This is a genomic window from Macrococcus armenti (assembly GCF_020097135.1).
Taxonomy (GTDB): Bacteria; Bacillota; Bacilli; order Staphylococcales; family Staphylococcaceae; genus Macrococcoides; species Macrococcoides armenti.
Genome location: NZ_CP083608.1, coordinates 1,234,970 through 1,257,463 on the forward strand (window position 1 = coordinate 1,234,970; position 22,494 = coordinate 1,257,463).

The 22,494-nt window shown below is 35.6% G+C and carries 23 protein-coding genes; 5 read left to right on the forward strand and 18 right to left on the reverse strand.

Annotated features, from left to right (window positions below):
- Positions 1–11: 11 nt before the first annotated feature.
- The 3 genes from LAU42_RS06420 to LAU42_RS06430 all read right to left on the reverse strand — a co-directional run bounded on the left by LAU42_RS06420 (position 12) and on the right by LAU42_RS06430 (position 3,948).
- On the reverse strand, positions 12–974 hold the full coding sequence (locus tag LAU42_RS06420) for a PstS family phosphate ABC transporter substrate-binding protein (RefSeq protein ID WP_224182816.1): 963 nt from the start codon (positions 972–974) through the stop codon (positions 12–14).
- 173 nt (positions 975–1,147) lie between these two features.
- Positions 1,148–3,157, reverse strand: a complete 2,010-nt coding sequence (locus LAU42_RS06425; RefSeq protein WP_224184761.1) for a peptidoglycan D,D-transpeptidase FtsI family protein — start codon at positions 3,155–3,157, stop codon at positions 1,148–1,150.
- Between the two features lie 191 nt (positions 3,158–3,348).
- Positions 3,349–3,948 carry a superoxide dismutase gene (locus LAU42_RS06430; RefSeq protein ID WP_224182817.1) on the reverse strand — a complete coding sequence of 200 codons (600 nt, stop codon included), beginning with the start codon at positions 3,946–3,948 and terminating at the stop codon, positions 3,349–3,351.
- Positions 3,949–4,077: 129 nt separating this feature from the next.
- On the opposite strand from LAU42_RS06430, the gene LAU42_RS06435 reads away from it, so the two are divergent.
- From LAU42_RS06435 to LAU42_RS06445, 3 genes are all read left to right on the forward strand, one after another.
- The gene (locus LAU42_RS06435) at positions 4,078–4,809 is read left to right on the forward strand and encodes a DUF1189 family protein (RefSeq protein ID WP_224182818.1); all 732 of its coding nucleotides are present in this window, start codon (positions 4,078–4,080) and stop codon (positions 4,807–4,809) included.
- Positions 4,810–4,893: 84 nt separating this feature from the next.
- Positions 4,894–6,000 carry a flavodoxin-dependent (E)-4-hydroxy-3-methylbut-2-enyl-diphosphate synthase gene (gene ispG, locus LAU42_RS06440; RefSeq protein WP_224184762.1) on the forward strand — a complete coding sequence of 369 codons (1,107 nt, stop codon included), beginning with the start codon at positions 4,894–4,896 and terminating at the stop codon, positions 5,998–6,000.
- Positions 5,987–6,565, forward strand: a complete 579-nt coding sequence (locus LAU42_RS06445) for a 5' nucleotidase, NT5C type (RefSeq protein ID WP_224182819.1) — start codon at positions 5,987–5,989, stop codon at positions 6,563–6,565. Before ispG ends, LAU42_RS06445 begins: the two co-directional genes overlap by 14 nt.
- A 23-nt stretch (positions 6,566–6,588) precedes the next feature.
- Here the strand turns inward: LAU42_RS06445 and LAU42_RS06450 are convergent, their stop codons facing one another.
- The 5 genes from LAU42_RS06450 to LAU42_RS06470 all read right to left on the reverse strand — a co-directional run bounded on the left by LAU42_RS06450 (position 6,589) and on the right by LAU42_RS06470 (position 10,907).
- Positions 6,589–6,996, reverse strand: a complete 408-nt coding sequence (locus tag LAU42_RS06450; protein WP_224182820.1) for a Fur family transcriptional regulator — start codon at positions 6,994–6,996, stop codon at positions 6,589–6,591.
- Positions 6,997–6,999: 3 nt separating this feature from the next.
- A complete protein-coding gene (locus LAU42_RS06455; RefSeq protein ID WP_224184763.1) occupies positions 7,000–7,830 on the reverse strand; it encodes a metal ABC transporter permease in 831 nt (276 codons plus the stop codon).
- Positions 7,831–7,832: 2 nt separating this feature from the next.
- The gene (locus tag LAU42_RS06460) at positions 7,833–8,603 is read right to left on the reverse strand and encodes a metal ABC transporter ATP-binding protein (RefSeq protein WP_224182821.1); all 771 of its coding nucleotides are present in this window, start codon (positions 8,601–8,603) and stop codon (positions 7,833–7,835) included.
- Positions 8,604–8,671: 68 nt separating this feature from the next.
- A complete protein-coding gene (locus LAU42_RS06465; RefSeq protein ID WP_224182822.1) occupies positions 8,672–9,568 on the reverse strand; it encodes a deoxyribonuclease IV in 897 nt (298 codons plus the stop codon).
- Between the two features lie 10 nt (positions 9,569–9,578).
- Positions 9,579–10,907: a DEAD/DEAH box helicase gene (locus tag LAU42_RS06470; RefSeq protein WP_224184764.1), complete on the reverse strand. Its 1,329-nt coding sequence runs from the start codon at positions 10,905–10,907 to the stop codon at positions 9,579–9,581.
- A 131-nt stretch (positions 10,908–11,038) separates the two neighbouring features.
- On the opposite strand from LAU42_RS06470, the gene LAU42_RS06475 reads away from it, so the two are divergent.
- Positions 11,039–12,007, forward strand: a complete 969-nt coding sequence (locus tag LAU42_RS06475) for a 4-hydroxy-3-methylbut-2-enyl diphosphate reductase (protein ID WP_224182823.1) — start codon at positions 11,039–11,041, stop codon at positions 12,005–12,007.
- An 83-nt stretch (positions 12,008–12,090) separates the two neighbouring features.
- Here the strand turns inward: LAU42_RS06475 and LAU42_RS06480 are convergent, their stop codons facing one another.
- From LAU42_RS06480 to ccpN, 7 genes are all read right to left on the reverse strand, one after another.
- Positions 12,091–13,173, reverse strand: coding sequence for a Nif3-like dinuclear metal center hexameric protein (locus tag LAU42_RS06480; protein ID WP_224182824.1), 1,083 nt, complete (start codon positions 13,171–13,173; stop codon positions 12,091–12,093).
- Positions 13,160–13,846 (reverse strand): tRNA (adenine(22)-N(1))-methyltransferase, encoded by a 687-nt coding sequence (locus tag LAU42_RS06485; protein ID WP_224182825.1) that lies wholly within the window; start codon positions 13,844–13,846, stop codon positions 13,160–13,162. Before LAU42_RS06485 ends, LAU42_RS06480 begins: the two co-directional genes overlap by 14 nt.
- Positions 13,847–13,920: 74 nt before the next feature.
- On the reverse strand, positions 13,921–14,274 hold the full coding sequence (locus tag LAU42_RS06490; RefSeq protein ID WP_224182826.1) for a c-type cytochrome: 354 nt from the start codon (positions 14,272–14,274) through the stop codon (positions 13,921–13,923).
- Positions 14,275–14,363: 89 nt separating this feature from the next.
- Positions 14,364–15,461: an RNA polymerase sigma factor RpoD gene (gene rpoD, locus LAU42_RS06495; protein ID WP_224182827.1), complete on the reverse strand. Its 1,098-nt coding sequence runs from the start codon at positions 15,459–15,461 to the stop codon at positions 14,364–14,366.
- 23 nt (positions 15,462–15,484) lie between these two features.
- Positions 15,485–17,236, reverse strand: coding sequence for a DNA primase (gene dnaG / locus LAU42_RS06500; RefSeq protein WP_224182828.1), 1,752 nt, complete (start codon positions 17,234–17,236; stop codon positions 15,485–15,487).
- 13 nt (positions 17,237–17,249) lie between these two features.
- Complete coding sequence (locus LAU42_RS06505; RefSeq protein ID WP_224182829.1) at positions 17,250–18,065, reverse strand: pyruvate, water dikinase regulatory protein; 816 nt, start codon at positions 18,063–18,065, stop codon at positions 17,250–17,252.
- A 12-nt stretch (positions 18,066–18,077) separates the two neighbouring features.
- Positions 18,078–18,710 (reverse strand): transcriptional regulator CcpN, encoded by a 633-nt coding sequence (gene ccpN, locus LAU42_RS06510; protein ID WP_224182830.1) that lies wholly within the window; start codon positions 18,708–18,710, stop codon positions 18,078–18,080.
- 283 nt (positions 18,711–18,993) lie between these two features.
- On the opposite strand from ccpN, the gene LAU42_RS06515 reads away from it, so the two are divergent.
- The gene (locus LAU42_RS06515) at positions 18,994–20,382 is read left to right on the forward strand and encodes a glycine--tRNA ligase (RefSeq protein ID WP_224182831.1); all 1,389 of its coding nucleotides are present in this window, start codon (positions 18,994–18,996) and stop codon (positions 20,380–20,382) included.
- 36 nt (positions 20,383–20,418) lie between these two features.
- Here the strand turns inward: LAU42_RS06515 and recO are convergent, their stop codons facing one another.
- The 3 genes from recO to cdd are packed head-to-tail and all read right to left on the reverse strand — an operon-like array spanning position 20,419 to position 22,483.
- Positions 20,419–21,177, reverse strand: a complete 759-nt coding sequence (gene recO / locus LAU42_RS06520) for a DNA repair protein RecO (RefSeq protein WP_224182832.1) — start codon at positions 21,175–21,177, stop codon at positions 20,419–20,421.
- Positions 21,177–22,079: a GTPase Era gene (gene era / locus LAU42_RS06525; RefSeq protein WP_224182833.1), complete on the reverse strand. Its 903-nt coding sequence runs from the start codon at positions 22,077–22,079 to the stop codon at positions 21,177–21,179. The genes recO and era overlap by 1 nt, the downstream gene beginning before the upstream one ends.
- Positions 22,079–22,483 (reverse strand): cytidine deaminase, encoded by a 405-nt coding sequence (gene cdd, locus LAU42_RS06530; protein WP_224182834.1) that lies wholly within the window; start codon positions 22,481–22,483, stop codon positions 22,079–22,081. The genes era and cdd overlap by 1 nt, the downstream gene beginning before the upstream one ends.
- Positions 22,484–22,494: the final 11 nt, after the last annotated feature.

Sequence of the window (22,494 nt, forward strand, 5' to 3'; positions counted from 1 at the left end):
TTTAATATTAATTATTTAACTTCTTCTAATTTCTTTAAATCTTCTTCGTATACTTTATCTTCTAAAGGTACATAACCAGATTCCTTAGATGCATCTTTAGCTTTTTCTAAAGTGAACTTCATAAAAGTTTTAAATGCTTCATTCTTTTTAAGTGAATCGTTTTTAGCATAAATGTAAAGAGGACGGCTTAATGGGTATGAACCATCTTTAACAGATTCCTCAGTCGCTTCTACACCTTCACCTTTACCTTCTTTTTGAATCTTCACTGCTTTTAAGTTATCTTTGTTTTCTTGGTAGAAATTGTATCCGAAGAACCCGATACCCGCTTTGTTGTCTTGTACTGATTTAACGATTACATTTGTATCAGCATTTTTCTCAGCTTTAATTTCACCTTTATCTAATACTTCTTCACTAAAGAAATCATACGTACCATGTGATTGGTCAGGAGAGAATGCTTTAATTTCATCTGCTGGGAAATCAGCACGTACATCTTTCCATGTTTTAGCTTCGCCAGAGTATATTTTCTTTAACTCATCAAAAGTTAAGTAATCAACGAAATCATTTTCTTTATTTACAGCTACAGTTAACCCGTCACTAGCAATTTTAAATTCAGTATATTCGATCTTTTTATCTTCTAATGCTTTTTTCTCTTCATCTTTAATGTCGCGTGATGCGTTTGAGAAATCTGTTTCACCTGATATAAATTTCTCGAATCCACCACCAGTACCTGAAGTACCGATTGCAACTGTTACATCTGGATATTCTGTTGCAAACTGTTCATTGATCTTTTCAACTACAGGAGCTACTGTTGTTGAACCATCACCAGCTACTTTACCTTTAATCTCTTTTGATGCCGTGTCAGAACCTTTATCTTCACTCTTTGAGTCAGATTTCTCAGCTGCACCACCACAAGCACCTAATAATAAAGCAGTACCTAAAACAGTTGTTGATCCTACTAATTGCCATTTTTTCATTGTCAAAAATCCTCCTAAAAATAAAGACGAATAAATTTTTTGATTTGTTATTACATTTCTAACTATATAGTTTATTTGTTAATTTAGAATGAATGTATTGTAAATTTTGTGTAAAGATGAATAATTAAATTGTAAAAGGGGTATATTATGCCATACTACAAAAAACCAGCAGACTATTTGTCTGCTGGTTTTTTATCCTTAAAGTATTCGTTTATAATTTCCTTACCTAAATCTCCACCAGGCAACCATGGTGGCGGCACTGGCTGATTCGTGTAAATGATAGAAAAGCTTAATTGTGGATTTTTAATTGGTGCGTATCCGATATAAGAAGAATTAACTCTCGACTCACCATCCTGAAAAACTTCTGCAGTACCAGTTTTACCTGCTGCTTTTACATTCGCATTATTAAAACTTTCGTATCCTGTACCTTCCACCTGATTGAATACCAAATCAAACCCATCTTTTACTTGATTAATTTCTTTTTCACTATTATTGATGCGATTCAGCACTTTTCCTTTATAATGTGCTTTTACTGGACCTATCTTATCCGTTTTTGAAGCACTTCTAATTTCTTTTACGATGTGTGGCTGAATTCTGTATCCATCATTCGCGATTGTAGAAATGTATTGTGATAACTGTAAAGGTGAGTATGTATCATACTGTCCTATTGCTAAATCTAAATAGTTACCTGGATTGTTTTTAAGCTGTCCTGTTTGTCCTGTAACTTCATTTGGCAGATCAATACCAGTCTTTACACCAAGACCGAACTGATTTAAACCTTTTCGTAATTTTTGCCCCGCTTCACTAATATCATCCGGTAATGCCATATTAGAAGAATAATTTAATCCTGCAAGTTTCAATGCTGTTTTAAACATATATACGTTAGATGAATGCATTAAGGCTTGTTTATCATTTATCGAAATACTGCCAGATTGATTGAAGTATGATTTCTTTTCAATGCCACCTTTAAATACTAGTGGTTGGTCAACCATCGTCTCACCGACATTAATAGCATTATTACTATAGCCAGTAAGTAATGTCGCACCTTTTACAGATGAACCTACGGCATATTGCGACGTAAATGTTCCATAATGATAATCAGTAATTTTTCCGGACTTATCGATTTGACGCCCGGCTAACGCTAATATATCGCCATTATGTGGATCCTGAACGACAACAAGCACTTTATCCATAGACGTCGCACCCATTCCACGTAACTTTTTAATATTGTTATCTACTAACTGTTCAACTTTTAATTGTAAATCAATGTCAATCGATAAGATTAAGTCGTCCCCACGTGATCCTTCTGAAAGTACCTCAGAGTTAATAATTTTCCCTGATTTATTTGTAATGTATCGCATCTTTTTCTTTTTTCCACGAAGTACATTTTCATATTGATATTCCAGGTAACTCTGACCAACACGATCGTTCCTTGAATAACCTTTAGACAAGTAATAATCTGTTAATTCTTTCGGTAATCCTTCCTCTTTTGAAGAAACGCGACCGAACATCGTACGTAGAGTATCACCATATAAATATTTGCGATCCCAGTCCATAGAAGTATTAACACCTGGTAATTCACTTAAGTTTTGAGACACGAGAGCATATTCCTTCTCTGAGACATCTTCATTTTTTATAATTTGAGGGCTAAGTTGACTACCACTCGACATCTCACGATAAATTGCTGCAACTTGAAGTTCTTTATTCGAGAGCTTTTTTAATTTATCTTTTGTGAGCTTTTTATAAACCGTATCATTATATTCATCTTGAAAAATCTCTCCGGTTTCAAGCAATGTTTTTTCTTTTTTCATAATATGATCTACATCTTCTTTATGCGTTAAAATATAAAAATCCTGTTTATCACGCATTGTCAATGCTTTCGTCGGCATATCAATTATTTTTTGAAGCTTTTTGGCAATTGATAATATTTCTTTGTTCGACGTCATTCTGTCTCGTGTATATGTAATCGATTTTTTAGATGTATTGTCTACGAGTAACTTCCCGTTTCGATCATATATTCTCCCACGAGGCACGGATTCATTTACTTCTATGTTCTCATTATTGTTCACCGTTTGTTTATAATCTTCACCTTTTACAATCTGTAAATAACCTAAGCGCAGTACTAAAATTACTAGTAACGACATAATCGCCATAAAAATAACACTTATTCTGCGATTCGTCATTCGTTTTTGTTTTAATTCACTGGATTCCTGTTTTACACGTTTCAAAAAAAATCCCCCATTGATACATTATCCTTCTATAATATATGAAAAGCATTACTTTTTCTATATTTAACTATAAATATGCAATATGTATAAACAAAAAAACCATGCAATGAAAAACATTGCATGGTTTTAGCAATTGTAAATTTAAATTACTTTGCTGCTAAATATAATTCGTTTACTTTTTCCCAGTTCACAACATTCCAGAATGCTGCAATATAATCTGGACGTTTATTCTGATAGTTTAAGTAGTAAGCATGTTCCCATACATCTAATCCTAATACAGGCGTTTTACCTTCCATTAATGGATTCTCCTGATTTGGAGTTGATGTAATTTCTAATTCACCGTTGTTTACTACTAACCATGCCCAACCTGATCCGAAGCGACCAGCTGCTGCATCAGCGAATTGTTGTTTAAATGCATCAAGTGAACCAAATTTCGCAACGATTGCATCTACAACTTCACCTTTTTCTTCCTTACCTGGCGCAAGTAAAGTCCAGAATAATGAGTGGTTGTAATGTCCACCACCGTTATTTACTACAGCAGTCTTTTTATCAGCTGGAACTTCGTTAATTTTTTTCATTAAATCTTCAACTGATAAATTTTCAAATTCAGTTCCCGCAACCGCTTCGTTTAATTTCGTTACGTACGTGTTGTGGTGTCTAGTATGATGGATTTCCATCGTTTCTTTGTCGATGTGTGGTTCTAATGCATCATATGCATAACCTAATTGTGGTAATTCAAATGCCATAATTAATCATCCTCCTGAGTTTACGTAATTGTTTACATATTGATATTATCAGTTATCCACTTATTCGACAAATACTTTGCTTAAATTAACGTATTTTCTGTTAATATAGTAACTAACGGGAGGATTCATATGTATTTCAATCATTTAAAACGTTTATTTCAATTTGATAAATATCCATTGTTCAGAACTGTAAAGATGCGCTATGTACTTTTACATATATTAATGCTTGCAATATTGTTATCAATGTTTAATATCATCAATGCCTTTACAACATTTCAGACTGTTGCAGCTTTAACATCAGCAGAGACAACATCCATTCCTGACTTTAAAGTTGTAGACGGCACTTTAAAAATAGATAAAGAACATTCATTAAAACTAAATGATGTAACCGTCACATTCAGTCCGAAACAAAATTCACCGGCACAAAACCATATTATTCTGGATAAGGATGAGATACTGCTCAGCAATACGACGCGCGTGAAATATTCAAACATTAATATGTTCCAGGACAAAGCGTCATTAATTTCGTTCTTAAATACATTTACTAATTCAATCTATTTTTATTTTATTATTTATGCGCTATTATTACTCGGCACGCAGTACTTTCTGATAACTGTTAAAATAATAATGATTAGTGCATTAAGTCATATCACCGCTCGACTATTCAATAGAAAATCACGCTATATGAACTGGTTAAAAATCAATTCATTCATTTATACAGCACCAACTTTAGTACTCATAATCAGCGTTTCCCGCAATATTAAGTACTTATCATTAATCTCATGGATTTTAATGTTCATACTCATATGCGTTACCATTTATTATTTACCGAAGCAAAAGCATAAAGCTAAACAAATTTGATTTCCATCTATATAATAGAAGTGTTATTCTTAATAAGATAGTAATATATAGTATACAAATGAAGGAGAAATATAAATGCCTGAAATAACACATAGAAAAAATACAAGACCTGTTAAAGTCGGTGACCTTACGATTGGCGGTTCAGATGAACTCGTAATACAAAGTATGACAACAACGAAGACACATGACGTTGAAGCAACTGTAGCAGAAATTAAACGTCTTGAAGAAGCAGGTTGTCAAATTGTTCGTGTTGCATGTCCTAAAGAAGAAGACGCACTTGCGATTGCAGAAATAAAAAAACAAATTAATATACCTTTAGTCGTTGATATTCACTTTGATTACAAACTTGCACTTCTTGCAATCGAAGGTGGTGCGGATAAAATTCGTATCAATCCCGGTAATATCGGCCGCCGCGAAAAAGTTGAAGAAGTTGTAAAGGCTTGTAAAGAAAAAGGAATTCCGATTCGTATCGGAGTTAATGCCGGTTCACTTGAAAAGCATATATTAAAAAAATATGGATACCCTACTGCAGACGGTATGGTAGAAAGTGCACTGCATCATATTAAAATTCTTGAAGATCTGGACTTCCACGATATTATCGTATCGATGAAGGCAAGTGATGTTAACTTAGCAATCGAAGCATATACGAAAGCAGCGCAAGCATTCGATTATCCACTGCATTTAGGTATTACAGAAAGCGGTACATTATTTGCCGGTACTGTTAAATCTGCTGCAGGTCTCGGTGCAATTATGAGTTTAGGTATCGGTAACACGTTACGCATTTCATTATCAGCAGATCCTGTAGAAGAAGTTAAAGTTGCACGTGAACTATTAAAGTCTTTTGGCTTAGCAAGTAATGCTGCAACACTTATTTCATGTCCGACATGTGGTCGAATTGAAATTGACTTAATTTCAATTGCCAACGAAGTTGAAGAATATATTTCTACGATTAAAGCTCCGTTAAAAGTTGCCGTACTGGGATGTGCTGTAAATGGTCCTGGTGAAGCGCGTGAAGCGGATATCGGTATTGCTGGTGCACGTGGAGAAGGTCTGTTGTTTATGAAAGGTAAAACCGTTAGAAAAGTACCTGAAGAGACGATGGTTGAAGAATTAAAGATGGAAATCGATAAACTTGCTGAAGAGTATTTCAAAAAACAAGAAGCTGAAAAATTAGCGAATGCAGAAAAGTAAAATCAGGTTCGGTATAGATATCGATGGCACAGTAACGTGTCCAACCGCACTTGTTCCATACCTTCAGAAATCGTTTGACCCAGACTTTAAATACGAAGATATTACCGCATATGAACTGACGACCGTTTTAGGTATTAGTAACGATGAAGTGGCGCAATGGTTTAAAGAAAATGAACGTGAACTCTATATTCATTCACCCGTTCATAAAGATGCAGATAAAATTTTAAGACAGTGGTCAGATCAGTTTGAACTTTATTTTATTAGCGCCAGACACACATTACTAACAGATATCACATTTGATTGGTTTAATCGACATAATATACCGTACCACCATATTGAACTCACAGGTTCACATAACAAAATTGAAGTCGCACGTGAATTACAGGTTGATGCTTTTTTTGAGGATAAACTGGACAACGCGATTGATATTCATAACGTATTAAATATTCCGGTATATTTATTTGATACACCATATAACCAATCTCATTTACCGAAAGATGTATATCGCGTATATTCATGGATTGAAACAAACAACATAATACAGAAACACTTTAATGACAAATAAAAAAGATGCCGAGGCATCTTTTTTTATTTGCACTTTTCGCACAGTCCATATAATTCAATTTTATGGCTTTCAATTTCAACTTCAGGTAATTCATCCTTGAAAGTATCTATTGGACAATGTTCAACGACCCGTGTATCACCACATGATTTACAAATAAAATGATGATGGTGATGATTTGAACAGGCAAGTCTGAATTTTTTCTCCCCATCAAGTTCTGTCGTTTCAATTAATTTTAAAGATTCAAATAAGTGAAGATTGCGGTAAATTGTATCAAACGATATGCCAGGATACTTATCATTTAAATACGTCTGAATCTGTTTAGCATTTAAGTATTTACTGCTTTCATGTAATAATGTAATTAAATCTTTTCGTTTATCTGTATATTTATGACCATTATCTTTTAATACTTTAATTGCATCATCGATCTTCATAGATTACGCCTCCCTTTCTTTATTCTTCTTAATCATAATTGAACCGATCAAGATTACTACAAGTAACATCACGATTACACCACCTGGTGATATATCGAGATAATATGCAGTAATTAAGCCGATAATAACTGACATTTCACCTATGATGACACTCCATAACATAAGTGCTTTATAACTTCTCGTTAAACGCATTGCACTTGCTACCGGCAATGTAATTAAACTTGAAACTAAAAGTATACCTACTACACGCATCGACGCAGATATTACGAGCGCTACCATCAGCATGAACAATAGATGCACATACTTCGGTACACCAATAATAGACGCGTACTCCTCGTCAAATGACAATATGAATAATTCTTTATAAAGTAATCCAATGAATAGTAAAACTAAAATGAATATTGAAGTAATCACTAATATATCGTTAAATGTAACTGCACTAATACTACCGAATAAATAGCCAAATAAATCTTGATTAAATCCATTTGCAAAGGATATGAAAATAACGCTTAAACCAATTCCTAAACTCATAATTATCGGAATTGCTAACTCCTGGTAATGTTTATATACGCCGCGCAATTTTTCAATCAGGAGTGATCCGGTTACAGAAAATAATATACCCGTCCATACAGGATTAATTGTAAAAGCTAATACTTTTGTAAGCAGCATCCCAAATGCGATACCACCGAGAGTAACGTGACTCAGTGCATCTGCGATTAACGAAAGTCTGCGAACAACGATAAATGTCCCGATTAATGGTGCAAGTATACCGATAAGTATCCCTGCAATAAACGAATATCGAATAAAATCAAATTCGATAATTGCTTCTGTTATACTCATAAACAACACTCCCTATCATGACCGCTGTGATCAATAAACTGTACAGGGTGACCGTATATTTTTGAAATTTCAACTTCATCTAATGATTTAAACTGGTGTGCTGTACCATGGAAGTGTAAATGCTCGTTTAAACAGGCAACTTGTGTTGCAGTATCAACTACAACACCGATATCATGCGTTACGAGTAGTATCGTGATACCTTCATTTTTAAGTTGTTCTAGTAAAGCATAAAATTCAGCAACATGCTTTGCATCAATGCCGACTGTCGGCTCATCAAGTACGAGTACAGATGGATTTGAAATTAAAGCACGTGCAATAAATACACGCTGCTGCTGTCCACCTGACAGATCAGAAATATTTTTATGTTTTAAATGATCGATATGGAGACGTTTTAATATTGCTTCCACTTTTTTGTCGTCCGCTTTATTAAATCTCTGAAATATCGGTTTCATCTGAATTAATCCACTACGTACAACTTCATAAACATTTGCAGGGAATCCAGAACTCGCTGCATTTGCTTTTTGTGACACATAACCTATGCCTGTACGTTTATTTAATTTACGAATATCAGTTCCGTTCATTAATATTTCGCCATCCTGTAAATTTAAAATACCGAGAATCAACTTTAATAGCGTTGATTTACCCGACCCGTTAGGTCCGACGATTGCTAAAAAATCACCAGGATATATACTGATATTAATGTTCGATAACGCCTTCTTATCAGGGTATCGATAAGAAACATCCTTAATTTCAAATACTGGTTTCATATTCTCATCCTTTTATAAATAAAAACAAGCATTAATCTATGATTAATCCCTGTTTTTATTGTCAAATTCTACTGCAATTTAATCTTCTCTAATAATTCAGGATCAAAAGTTTTACTTTTAATCATATTAATTTCAAATTTATAAGGTGGCTTTTTATTTTTCTTATCTTCACCAACTTGAACGTATGGTGTTTCTAAAATTTTAGGAATACTCTGGAATGCTTCATGATAGACGATATTTGTAAGTGCATCAAAGCCAATATTACCAAAACCATAGTTTTCATGTCTGTCTTTTCTAGCACCCATGACATTTTTACTGTCATTAACATGAAGTACTTTTATTCGCTCCAGTCCTACAATTTTGTCAAAATCAGTTAAAACACCATCAAGATTATTGACGATATCATAGCCGGCATCATGTGTATGACACGTATCAAAACATACAGATAGACGTTCATTATGCGTAACTCCTGAAATGATTTCTGCAAGCTCTTCGAAAGACTTTCCGCATTCTGACCCTTTACCGGCCATCGTTTCAAGTGCGATACGCACATCATTATTGTTCGTCAATACTTCATTTAAACCTTCAATAATCTTCTTAATTCCCGCTTCTTCACCTGCACCTACATGAGCACCAGGATGTAAAACGATATCTTTCGCACCGAGTGCCTCAGTTCTTTCAATTTCCTTCTGCAGAAACTCAACACCTAAAGCGAAGACTTCTGGCTTAACAGTATTGGCAATATTAATAATATATGGTGCATGAACAACGATATTAGACAGTCCATGCGCTTTCATATGTGCCTGTCCCGCTTCAATATTTAATTCTTCTATTGCTTTACGACGCGTGTTCTGTGGTGCACCAGTATAGATCATAAATGTAGAAGCGCCATAACTTGCTGCTTCTTCAGATGCTTGAAGCAACATCTTTTTACCACTCATTGATACATGAGATCCGATTAACATAAAATTCACCTTAACCTTTTCTGTTTTGCTTATTCACGCGTTTAGAGTGTGCTTTTTTCTCATTACGCTTAATTTTATCCAGTTCATATCTGAATTTTTTCTTATAGCCTGGTTTTACTTTTTTCTTCTTTTTCACTTTGTGAACGAGTGATTTCTCAATATTATCTTCTTTTTTCTGACGAGATTTACGCTCAGTACGGTCTTTAATTTCAACAAGTTCTCCATTTTTAATATCTGAGTGAATAAATGAGAAACCTTTTTTCTCAATCTGGTTGATTAGATCTTCTTCTTCAGGCGTATACAGTGTAATTGCTATTCCTTTGTAATTACCACGACCTGTACGGCCAACTCGGTGTGTAAAGAAATCAATATCTCTAGGAATATCAAAGTTAAAGACATGACTGACACCTTCAATATCGATACCACGACTCGCAAGGTCACTTGCAATGACATACTGAAATTCTAAGTTTTTAATACGCTTCATCATTTGCGTACGTTCACGTGGTGCAAGTCCCCCGTGAATAATTCCGACTTTCATACCTTGATCCTGCAGGAACTCTGCTAGTTCATCAGCACGGTCACGACTATTTGCAAAGATAATGCCTAAATACGGATTACACGTTTCCATTACGCTTAATAACTTTTCTTTTTTATCATTACTTTTCGTTGGAACGAGATAGAACGTAATATTTTTATTCGTTTTATGATCAGGTTCAATTTCAATAAATTCCGGTTTAGATAAATACTTATTCAGGAATGGATGTAACGCTTTAGGAATTGTCGCTGAGAATACAGCAATTTGTGCTTCACGCGACACGTTTGCTGCGATTTTATCAACTGTCGGTAAAAATCCTAAATCAATCATTAAATCTGCTTCATCGACAACGACTGCATTTGCTAAATGGATATGCAAAACGTTCTCCTCTGCTAAATCTTTAATACGGTTCGGTGTACCGATTACGATTTGTGGCTGTACTTTAGATTTCTGAATATCTTTATTTTTATCAGTACCACCGATATAAAGCCCCGCTTTAATACCTTCTGCAAATGAAATTAAATGCTCACTTGCATCGTATAACTGTTTTGCAAGTTCACGTGTCGGTGCTAAAATAATTACTTGTGGCTGAATTAATTCTTTGTCAATTTTATTGATTAACGGCAACAGGAATGCATGTGATTTACCTGTACCAGTTTGAGATTGTCCGATTAAATGTGTATCTTTTTTTAATTTTGGAATAACTCTTCTCTGGATTTCTGTGGGCTGGTTGAAATTAAGATCTTTCACCGCTTCTATTAAATATGGTGCAAGTTCAAAATGTTCAAATGGGTGTTTGTCCATCATAATCCTCCTCTTTTTCTTCATCTAATGTATTATATAGGAAACATTACTAAAAAGAAAGTAAACATTTTTAAAAGCATATTATAAATGGTATGATGAAAGTACTGAATGCAAGAATTGGAGGCACAACTATGGAAATCATTAAAATTACACCACGTGGATATTGTTATGGCGTCGTAGATGCAATGGTTATTGCACGCAATGCATCATTAGATAAGAATTTACCACGCCCTATTTATATACTTGGTATGATCGTTCATAATAAACACGTTACAGATGCATTTGAGAGTGATGGCATAATTACGCTTGATGGCCCGAACAGACTTGAAATATTAGAAAAAATTGAATCTGGAACGGTTATCTTTACGGCACACGGTGTCAGCCCTGAAGTAAAACGCCGCGCAAAAGAAAAAGGTCTCGTATGCATTGATGCAACATGTCCGGATGTTGAAAACACACATACATTAATTCGCCGTAAAAAAGCTGATGGTTATCATGTCGTATACATCGGTAAGAAAGGTCATCCAGAACCTGAAGGAGCAGTAGGTGTTGCACCTGATATCGTACACCTCGTTGAAAATAAACAGGATATTGATAATTTACCCGCTGCATTAAATGACAGGAAATTAATCGTTACAAATCAGACGACGATGAGTCAGTGGGATGTAAAACATTTAATGGATGATTTAAAAGTGAAGTTTCCAAATATAGAAGTTCACGAGGAAATTTGTCTTGCAACACAAGTGCGTCAGGAAGCAGTTGCAAATCAAGCTTCAGGCGCTGATGTACTCATTGTAGTTGGAGACCCTAAAAGCAACAACTCGAACCGACTTGCACAAGTATCTAAAGAAATTGCACATACGAATGCATATCGTATCTCAGATATTAGTGAATTAAAACTCGAATGGCTGGAAGGCGTATCTACAGTTGCCGTAACTGCAGGTGCATCTACACCGACACCGATTGTTAAAGAAGTAATAGACTACATTAAAAATTATGATCCTTTAAATCTTACACCTATCCCTGAGAAGTCCGGTGTTCCAGTTGAGAAGATTTTACCTAAAATTAAAAATGCAACACCAGTTAAAATATTGGATTAAATTTATAAGCTTGAGCAAAAGTGTTCAGTCGTTTCGGCTGTTAATCGATAAAAAGATAGAGACGAAAGTCTCTATCTTTTTATTTATACTTCTTTAAACGGATTCGTATTTGTCGATGAAGCGATGACTTTAATTTCTGGCAACATGTTTTGAATAATTGCCTTTAATCCTTCTTTCATTACGTACTCACTATAATGCCCGATATCAATAGCAATCTGTCCTTTCATCAGTAAATCATGAGCTTCATGATACTTTATATCCCCTGTTAAAAACACATCAGCACGTCCTGCAATTTGATCCATATACGATACTCCAGCACCACCAATTATAGAAACTGAAGAAACTTCAGCACTTAAGTCACCTATAACTTTTACTGATGGAATATTGAGTGTTTCTTTTATGCGTTGTGCAAACGTACGAACTGTCATACGATCTACGATTCCAATCGACCCTGTACCATATTCTGCTGGTACATCATATTCAAAAATATCATATGCCGGCGTTTCATACGGATGTACATTTGTAATGACGTTTTCGACCTGCTGCTTTAAATGAGGCTCAAATACACACTCAACCTTCATTTCCTTTTCATAATGGACTTCACCATTCTTACCTACAAACGGGTTGGCGCTTGATGACGGCATAAATTCTCCTGTACCTTCTGATGTGTAGAAACAGTGTGCATATTCCCCAATTTGCCCAACGCCGATTTGCGATAATGCATCCTTCACCTGCGATGTATAATCATTCGGTACAAACAACTGCAATTTGCAAAGCTTTCTCGATGCTCGTAATAAAATGGTCTGCGCTTTCAGTCCAATTTGTTTACCGATCATATAACTCACACCATATTTGTAATTATCTAAATTTGTATGCATCGCAATCAGTTGAATATTATGCTTAATTGCATGACGTATAACATTACCATATCCTCCGGCATTTATTTGTTTTATGCCGCTAAAAATTAATGGGTGATGACAAATTATTGTGTTGATTCCTTGTTCAATCGCCTCATCAATCACTTCTACAGTACAGTCCAGAGTCGTCAAAATACCTGTTACTTCAGTCGACATATCACCAATTAATAATCCTACATTATCCCATGATTCCGCTGTATGCTTCGGTATTACATTATGAATCAACTGCTCTAATTCACGAATGTTCAATGTTTAAGACCTCCTGTAATATATTAATATCATTTAATATCTCTGCTGCTTTTTCTACGTGTTTTTCTTCCGATTTGATTGCATCATATACTGTTGTAAGATGATGATATTCACGTAGCCACTTCTCATAAAACACTTCGTCCTTTTTAGTTAATAACACCGGTCCAAACTTCAATTCGATGTCATTATAAGTTATACCTGTATCATTACGTTCTGCCACGATGATTTCGTATACATGCTTACGCTCTTTCATAATGACTTCATCTTTTATCATATACCCTAATGCGATAAGTTTATTCCTGACAGCTTCAGTATGAATATTACTTTGTAGTATAAGCGTTGGAAAGTTTGTAAGTTTGTCTTGACCATTATGTAATATTTCGCTGATTAAAGGCCCACCCATTCCACAAATCGTAATACAGTCTACTTCATTTTGTTCAATAACTTCAAGACCATTACCTAGTCTGACGTCAATTTTATTATCCAGATTATATTTCTTAACATTTTCTACAGCTGCCATATAAGGGCCTTGTACAACTTCACCTGCTACAGCACGTTTTACTTTACGTTGTTCAATTGCATAAATCGGTAAATAAGCATGATCTGAACCGATATCTGCTAATTTCTCATGATTAATATATGAAGCTACTGCCAATAATCTATTATTTATCATCACGTTAATCCTTTCATTCCATTCAATTTAAAAAGGATGAGACAACGTGTCCCATCCTCTCATATTGAAAAATATTATTTAGCGCCATCTTTAAGATACTTCACTAATGTATCTAAATCTTTATCTGAAATAGATGCTTGATCATGCGCTGGCATTGCCCCTTTACCTTCACGGATAATTTTCTTAACTGCAGCATCATCTTTAGAAATGCCCGCTAATTTAGGACCCATACCACCTTCTAAGTTTTGACCGTGACATGATGTACAGTTATCCTTAGCATAAGTTTTTGCATCAAACTTCTGTTCAGTTTTAGCACCGTCTTTTCCTTCTTCTTCACCTTTGTTTGCACCGTGTGCTGACATAAAGAAAATAAGACCAACACCCATAAGCATGATAAGAATAAACGGTATCACTGGATTACGATTCATTCAATTTACCTCCCTTTAATTTCACCATATACATATCTATTTTATATTAAAAAACGGGATTGTCAAAGACTTTTCACAATTTAATTTAATTAATCCATAAAATCTTTTAAGCGCTTACTTCTTGAAGGATGTCTTAACTTTCTTAACGCTTTCGCTTCAATTTGACGAATACGTTCACGCGTAACACCGAACACTTTTCCGACCTCTTCTAGCGTACGTGTTCTACCGTCATCAAGTCCGAATCGTAATCGAAGAACGTTTTCTTCTCTATCCGTTAACGTGTCCAGCACATCTTCTAATTGTTCCTTTAATAACTCATAGGCTGCATGATCTGCCGGGCTTTGCGCATCCTGATCCTCGATAAAGTCACCTAAATGACTGTCATCCTCTTCACCGATCGGCGTTTCGAGTGATACAGGTTCTTGTGCAATCTTTAAGATTTCTCTTACTTTCTCAGCTGGTAAATCCATCTCTTCACCGATTTCTTCTGGAGAAGGGTCACGGCCTAAATCCTGCAGTAACTGACGTTGTACACGAATTAACTTATTAATCGTTTCCACCATATGTACCGGAATACGAATTGTACGTGCCTGATCCGCAATTGCACGTGTAATTGCCTGACGAATCCACCATGTTGCATACGTTGAAAACTTAAATCCTTTCGTAAAATCAAACTTCTCAACCGCTTTAATAAGGCCCATATTCCCTTCCTGAATCAAGTCAAGGAATAACATACCGCGTCCCACATATCGCTTAGCGATACTTACAACAAGACGTAAATTCGCTTCTGCAAGACGTGCTTTTGCTTCTTCATCACCTTGTTCGATACGTTTCGCTAATTCAATCTCTTCTTCTGCACTTAATAAATTTACACGACCAATTTCCTTTAAGTACATACGGACAGGGTCATTAATTTTAACGCCTGGTGGTGCTGATAAATCATTAAGATTTATTTTGTCGTCGGTGTCTTGTGCATCCTTTTCGTTAATTAATGTAATATCATTTTCTGCGATTGCTTCGAAAAATTCATCCATATGGTCTGAATCCATCTCGAAGTTTTGTAATTTATCCGCAATTTCTTCATGACTAAGATGACCATTTTTCTTACCTGTTTCGATAAGCTGTGCTTTTACCTGGTCAATTGTCAGTAATACTTCATCTTTTGCTTTCAGTTCTTTTTTGGCCATAAATGGATAACCCCCTGTGGAATCTACTGTTTCTTTTGTCGTTGTAAATTAATAATTTCACGCATTATTTGTGCACGTTTTTCGTGATTCTGCGCGCGTACAGCATCACTGAGCTGTGCTTTTAAATTTTGTAGCTGTTCTAATTGTTGTGGTTCATCTTTAAATGCATAAATATAATCATTGACTTCTTCGACTGATGGTTCATCATTAACCACCATATCATCCAGCTTCAAACAAATTTCATGACAGTCATGTGGGACGTGTGAAAGAAAAGCACTGATAGAAAAATCTTTCTCATTCATATAGTACCCTTTTAACGCGTCGTAAATCATCTGATGTGCTGATGAAGTAAATTGTGATGTATCAATGTGACGACTGAATTGATCAAAAAGCATGTAATCATTCATAAAGTACTTTAATACAGTACGCTCAGCCATTAACTGACGTGAGAGTTTCTCCTGTTCGTATGTCACGATATGATGCTTTGCTTTTGGCGCTTTTTGTACTTTGAATTTTAAACTGTCAAAGTCTACATTAAACAATTCAGTGATTTCGTGCAATACTTTTTTCTGTAAATGCTCGGAATTCATAAGTTTAGCATCTTGAATGACGTTATTCAAATGTTTTTCATACATTAAATCATTATTCTTAATTTCATCGATAAAATGACGCATATAGAAGCTGACATAATTTAACTTATTATGATTTAAATACGTTAAAAACTTGTCTTCACCAAGTTCAGTAATCATTTCATCTGGATCATACCCTAGTTTCATCGGAACAACAAATACATTCATACCTTCTTGATTTAACTGTTTACCTATCTTCAACGTTGCATCTATTCCGGCACGGTCGCCGTCGTACATGAGCGTAATATTACTTGCCAGCTTTTTAAGCTGTAATACATGCTCTCGACTTAATGCTGTCCCCATCGTAGCAATTGCATTTTGAATACCAATTTCATTCAGCTTTAAAACATCCATGAAACCTTCAAGTAATATTACTTCATCCTGATTACGAATTGGTTTTCTTGCGACGTCGATATGGTACAGGACATTTCTTTTTTGGAATATAAGTGTCTCAGGACTGTTTAAATATTTCGGTTCACTTCCATCAATACTTCTTGCCGAAAACCCTATTACTTTCCCTCTAAAATCTTTAATCGGGAACATAATTCGGTTTCTGAATCTGTCAAAATACGAAAACGTCTCTTCGTTACGACTGAGTAACCCTGCATCATATGCCAGTGCTTCGTCATATCCTTTATTTTTTAAGTAGTCCCGTGTAAAGGTTGAGACGTTCGGACTGTATCCAATTTGCTCCTTTGCAATTTGCTCGTCCGTAAATCCACGAGAGTGTAAGTACTTCAGTGCAGGTTCTGCTTGCTCAATCGCTTTTAGCACATAATGATAGTAGCCCGCCATCGCTTCATGCATTTCTATCATTTTACTCTGCGTATTATCCGCTTTAGGTGTGTCATCATGCGTCTGAACTTCAATCCCTGCACGTTCACCCAGTATTTTTACCGCTTCTACAAAGCTGATTGACTCAATTTGTTCTAAAAACTGAAACACATTGCCACCTTTCTTGCAGCCAAAACAATGACAAATCTGTTTTTCTACTGAAACGGAGAAAGATGGGGTCTTTTCATCATGAAAGGGACATAAACCAATATAGTTTCGTCCCCTCTTTTCTAATTTTACATATTGACTCACAACATCTAAAATATCATTTTTCTGCTGAATTTCATTAATTAATTCCGGATCTATATGCAAATTATGCACCTCTTTAATGTTCGTTCTTGGAAATAATCTTTATAATTTCATTCGCCGTTTCTTCTATTGCTTTATTCGATACGTCAATCACCTGACATCCGATGCGATCAACTATCCTATTAAAATATGCAAGCTCTTCGTGAATTCTGTCATCCTTTGCATAATTTGCATCGTTTTTAAGCCCAAGCTGTGCAAGACGTTCAACACGTATTTTATTAAGTTTAGCCGGGTCAATTTTAAGGGCGATGCACTTTGCAGGATCAATCTCAAACAACTGCTCTGGTGGGTCTACTTCTGGTACGAGCGGTACATTCATTACTTTGTAACGCTTATGCGCTAAATATTGACTGAGAGGTGTTTTTGAAGTTCTGGATACACCAATAAGTATAATATCTGCTTTAGATAATCCTCTGACATCTCTACCATCGTCATATTTAACAGCAAATTCAATTGCTTCAATTTTCTTAAAGTAATCTTCATCCAGCTTATGTACAATACCAGGCTCATTTAATGGATGTTCGTCTAATGTCTCTACAAGCAAGGACATTAAAGGTCCCATAATATCTACATTCTTAATATTGTTTGCTTGCAGCTGCTCATACATATATTTGCGAATATTCGGTTTTACTAATGTGTATACTACGATTGATTCCTGCTCTTTCGCAAGGTTGATAACTTCATCAATGTTTTCTGTAGTTTCAATATAAGGTAATCGAATTGTATCAATAACATTATTCAATAAATTAAACTGAGAAATACATGCTTTCGTTACGAGTTCAGCAGTCTCACCTACAGAATCTGATGCGATGATCAATCTAATTTCTTTCATATAAGTTTGCTCCTATTCATCTTCAATTAATGATACGAACGCACGTGTTATCGTCGTTTTCGTTATGCGTCCTGTAACTTCGTAATGGTCGCCTGCTTTTTGTACGACAGGGAGTGAATCAATCTGTTTATCAATCAGTAAGTTCGCAGCATAAATCAGTAAATCATCCTGTACACATACTGAAATATTCGGCATGCGCGACATAAATACATGTACAGGTAAATTATGAATTTCCTGATTCCCCATTGAAGCGCGCAGTAAATCCTTCCTAGAACAAACTCCTACGAGATGATTATCATGATTTGTTACAAATAGAGTGCCGACATCTTCTAAAAACATCGTGCAAATTGCATCATAAGCGGAAATGTCCTCATGAATCACAACTGGGATTGATTGAAAATCTTTCACTTTAAATTTCTTAATAGATGCTGATAATAACTGCGTACTTGATTTACCCGTATAAAAATAACCAACACGTGGCCTTGCATCAAGATAACCAGCCATCGTCAATATCGCTAAATCGGGTCTTAATGTCGCACGTGTTAAATTTAATTTCTCTGCAATTTTCTCACCAGTAATGGGGCCGTTATTTTTAACAATTTGTATTATCTTTTCTTGTCTTTTGTTCAGTTCTATGTGAATCACCCCATACACGCATAATTTGATAACTATATTATACCTATCCACAACACTTTTTACAAATAACATGACTAACAACTTGAGTCTTTCTATAAAAGATGATATATTCATTTTAAGCGAGTTAAGGTTGGTGTGAGCTTAACAAAACAATTGGCGCAGTATCACAACTTAACATTTATAAAAGTGAGTAAACACTAATTTGGGTGGAACCGCGGGTTTATATACTCGTCCCAAGGCTTAATAGCCTTGGGACTTTTTTGTTTACTCTAAATTAATAGGAGGTCATATTATGGCAGAAAAAAACATGGAAACAATTGTTAATCTTGCAAAACACAGAGGATTTGTCTTTCCTGGGAGTGAAATTTACGGTGGACTTGCAAATACTTGGGATTACGGTCCATTAGGTGTAGAACTTAAAAACAACGTGAAACGTGCATGGTGGCAAAAGTTTGTTCAGCAATCACCTTATAACGTAGGTCTTGATGCTGCGATTCTGATGAACCCAAAAACTTGGGAGGCAAGTGGTCACTTATCTAACTTTAATGACCCTATGATTGATAATAAGGATTCTAAAATTCGTTACCGCGCTGATAAATTAATTGAAGATTATATGCATGCTCAAGGTGATGAGCACTTTATCGCTGATGGTATGAGCTTTGATGAAATGAAAAAGTTCATCGATGAAAAAGGTATCGTATGCCCTGTTTCAGGAACAGCAAACTGGACTGAAATTCGTCAATTCAACTTAATGTTTAAAACGTTCCAAGGTGTTACTGAGTCGTCTACGAATGAAATTTTCCTGCGTCCTGAAACAGCACAAGGTATTTTTGTAAACTATAAAAATGTTCAGCGTTCAATGCGTAAGAAACTCCCGTTCGGTATCGCACAAGTTGGTAAATCATTCCGTAACGAAATCACACCAGGTAACTTCATCTTCAGAACGCGTGAATTCGAACAGATGGAATTAGAATTCTTCTGTAAACCAGGGACAGAAATTGAATGGCAGGAATACTGGAAAAACTTTGCTGCTAAATGGTTAAAAGATTTAGGTATTAAAGAAGAAAACACAAAACTGCGTGATCATGATGAAGACGAGTTATCTCACTACTCTAACGCAACGACTGACATTGAATATAAATTCCCATTTGGCTGGGGTGAATTATGGGGAATTGCGAGCCGTACAGACTTTGACTTAAAAGCACATATGACAGCAAGCGGAGATGACTTCAGCTATCATGATCAGGAAACGAACGAGAAATACGTACCATACTGTATCGAACCTTCACTTGGTGCTGACCGTGTTACATTAGCATTTTTATGTGATGCGTATGAAGAAGAAACGCTTGAAGGCGGAGATTCTCGTACGGTTATGCGTTTCCACCCGGCACTTGCACCTTATAAAGCTGCAATCCTACCATTAAGCAAAAAGTTATCACCAGATGCAATGAAAGTTTATGAAGCATTAAGTGCTGACTTTGCGATTGATTTTGATGAAAGTCAGTCAATTGGTAAACGTTACAGAAGACAAGATGAAATTGGTACTCCATTCTGTATTACATTTGACTTTGATTCATTAGAGGACAACCAAGTAACAGTTCGTGACCGTGACACGATGGAACAAGTTCGTATGCCAATTAGTGAAGTAAAAGCCTTTTTAGATGAAAAAATTAAATTTTAATATAATAAAATCGAGTTCATTGATATGAACTCGATTTTATTTTTTTGTTTGATCCAGCCTTCTCATCTGCTCCATTATTTTACGGGATTTAATATATACACCGATAAACTCATCATACATTTTAAAGATTAATGATTCCATCTCGTCAATTAAAACACCATCAATATTAATCGAACTTAAATTTTCGATCGGTACTTCACTCATCATATAAAGTAAATATAAACTTTTATTCGACATACGGATTGCATGCGGATCATCTATTAACGCTTCTTTCGTTACTACACTATTAAACTTAAAGGAATATGCAGTAAAATCTTTATGCGTCATATTACCATCGAAAGTACTGTATTTGAAGTTTGGTACATAACCATATAGCGGCATGCATTTTACGCTGATCAACAGTGCAATAATCCTTGCATTATCACTATCATTCATATGTGATAATGCTGATTTCAGTAATTTGTACGCATATGGATTAGACTCACCATCTTCAAGCGCACGGTCGATAAGTTCTACTGTATATTGTGCATATGTTAACTTATAAATGTCTTCACGTATTGCATAATGACTATTAATCGTATCTACTGAAGATAACGTCCCCATACCTTTAAACTGGGAGAAAATAAACAAATTCTCATAAAACAAATCTAATCCCGCACCATACTTCGTTGATTTTCGTGCGTTCCTTGCCATTAAAGCAACTTTAACACCCGCTTCATTCAAAAAGGTGATAATCAAATGATTATCACCATAAGCGACGCGTCTAATGACGATACCTACAGCTTTTTTAAGCATTAATACTCGTCTTCTCTATAGCCAATCTGTCTTATGAAGTTCGGTTTATTTCTCCAGTCTTTCTGAACTTTCACCCATAACTCCAGATACACTTTAGAACCTAATAACATTTCGATATCTTTACGTGCCATCTGACCAATTTTCTTTAACATCGATCCTTGTTTACCGATAATGATACCTTTTTGAGATTCGCGCTCTATATAAATTGTCGCTTCGATATGCACACGTTCTTCAGATTCCTTCACCACCTTCTCAACTTGAACACCGATTGCGTGCGGTATTTCCTGACTCGTTAAATGCAGTGCTTTTTCACGAATAAGTTCTGCAACGATAAACTCTTCCGGGTGATCTGAAATCTGGTCTTTCGGATAATACATCGGACCTTCCGGCATATACCCTTCAATTACTTGAACGAGATGATCGACATTGTTACCTTGCAAAGCTGAAATTGGCACGATTTCTGCAAATGGTAATAAGTCCTTATACTTCTCAATTTCTTTAATCAGCTCGTCTGGGTGTATTTTATCAATTTTATTCAGCACTAAAAAGATTGGCGTACGATTGTTCTTAAGCAGTTCAATAATAAACTCATCTCCACGGCCAATGCTTTCTTCGACATTTACCATAAACATAATCGCATCAACTTCACGTAACGTGTTTTTGGCAACCTTCATCATATAGTCGCCAAGCATATGTTTCGGTTTATGGATTCCTGGTGTATCGATAAAGATGATTTGTGATTGTTCTGTCGTTAAAACACCTTGTACTTTATTTCGTGTCGTCTGTGCTTTATCTGACATAATCGCAACTTTCTGACCGAGTACTTTATTCATAAATGTAGATTTACCTACATTCGGGCGTCCGATAATCGCAACAAACCCTGACTTAAATTCATTTGACATTATTTCAAATCCTTTCCTGAGAAACCGAGCGGCAATAAATCATCAACAGTACGTGCGATAACATCACCTTTAACATTCGTTAAAAATACCGGCATATCATCATCACATAATTCCTTGATCACTTGTCGGCATGAACCACATGGCGATGATGGTGTATCTGTATCCGTTGTAATGACTAACACTTCAAAGTCACCTGGCTTATAACCATCTGCTATCGCTGAAACAAGTGCTGTACGCTCGGCGCAGATACAATCACCATATGCAGCATTCTCTACGTTACAACCATCAAATGCTTTTCCATCTTTCGCAATTAAATAAGCACCAACTTTAAAGTTTGAGTACGGTGCATGTGCTTTTTGCTGAGCGCGTATAACGCCCTCTAACCATTCCTGTTTGAATTCCATGATCATTCCTC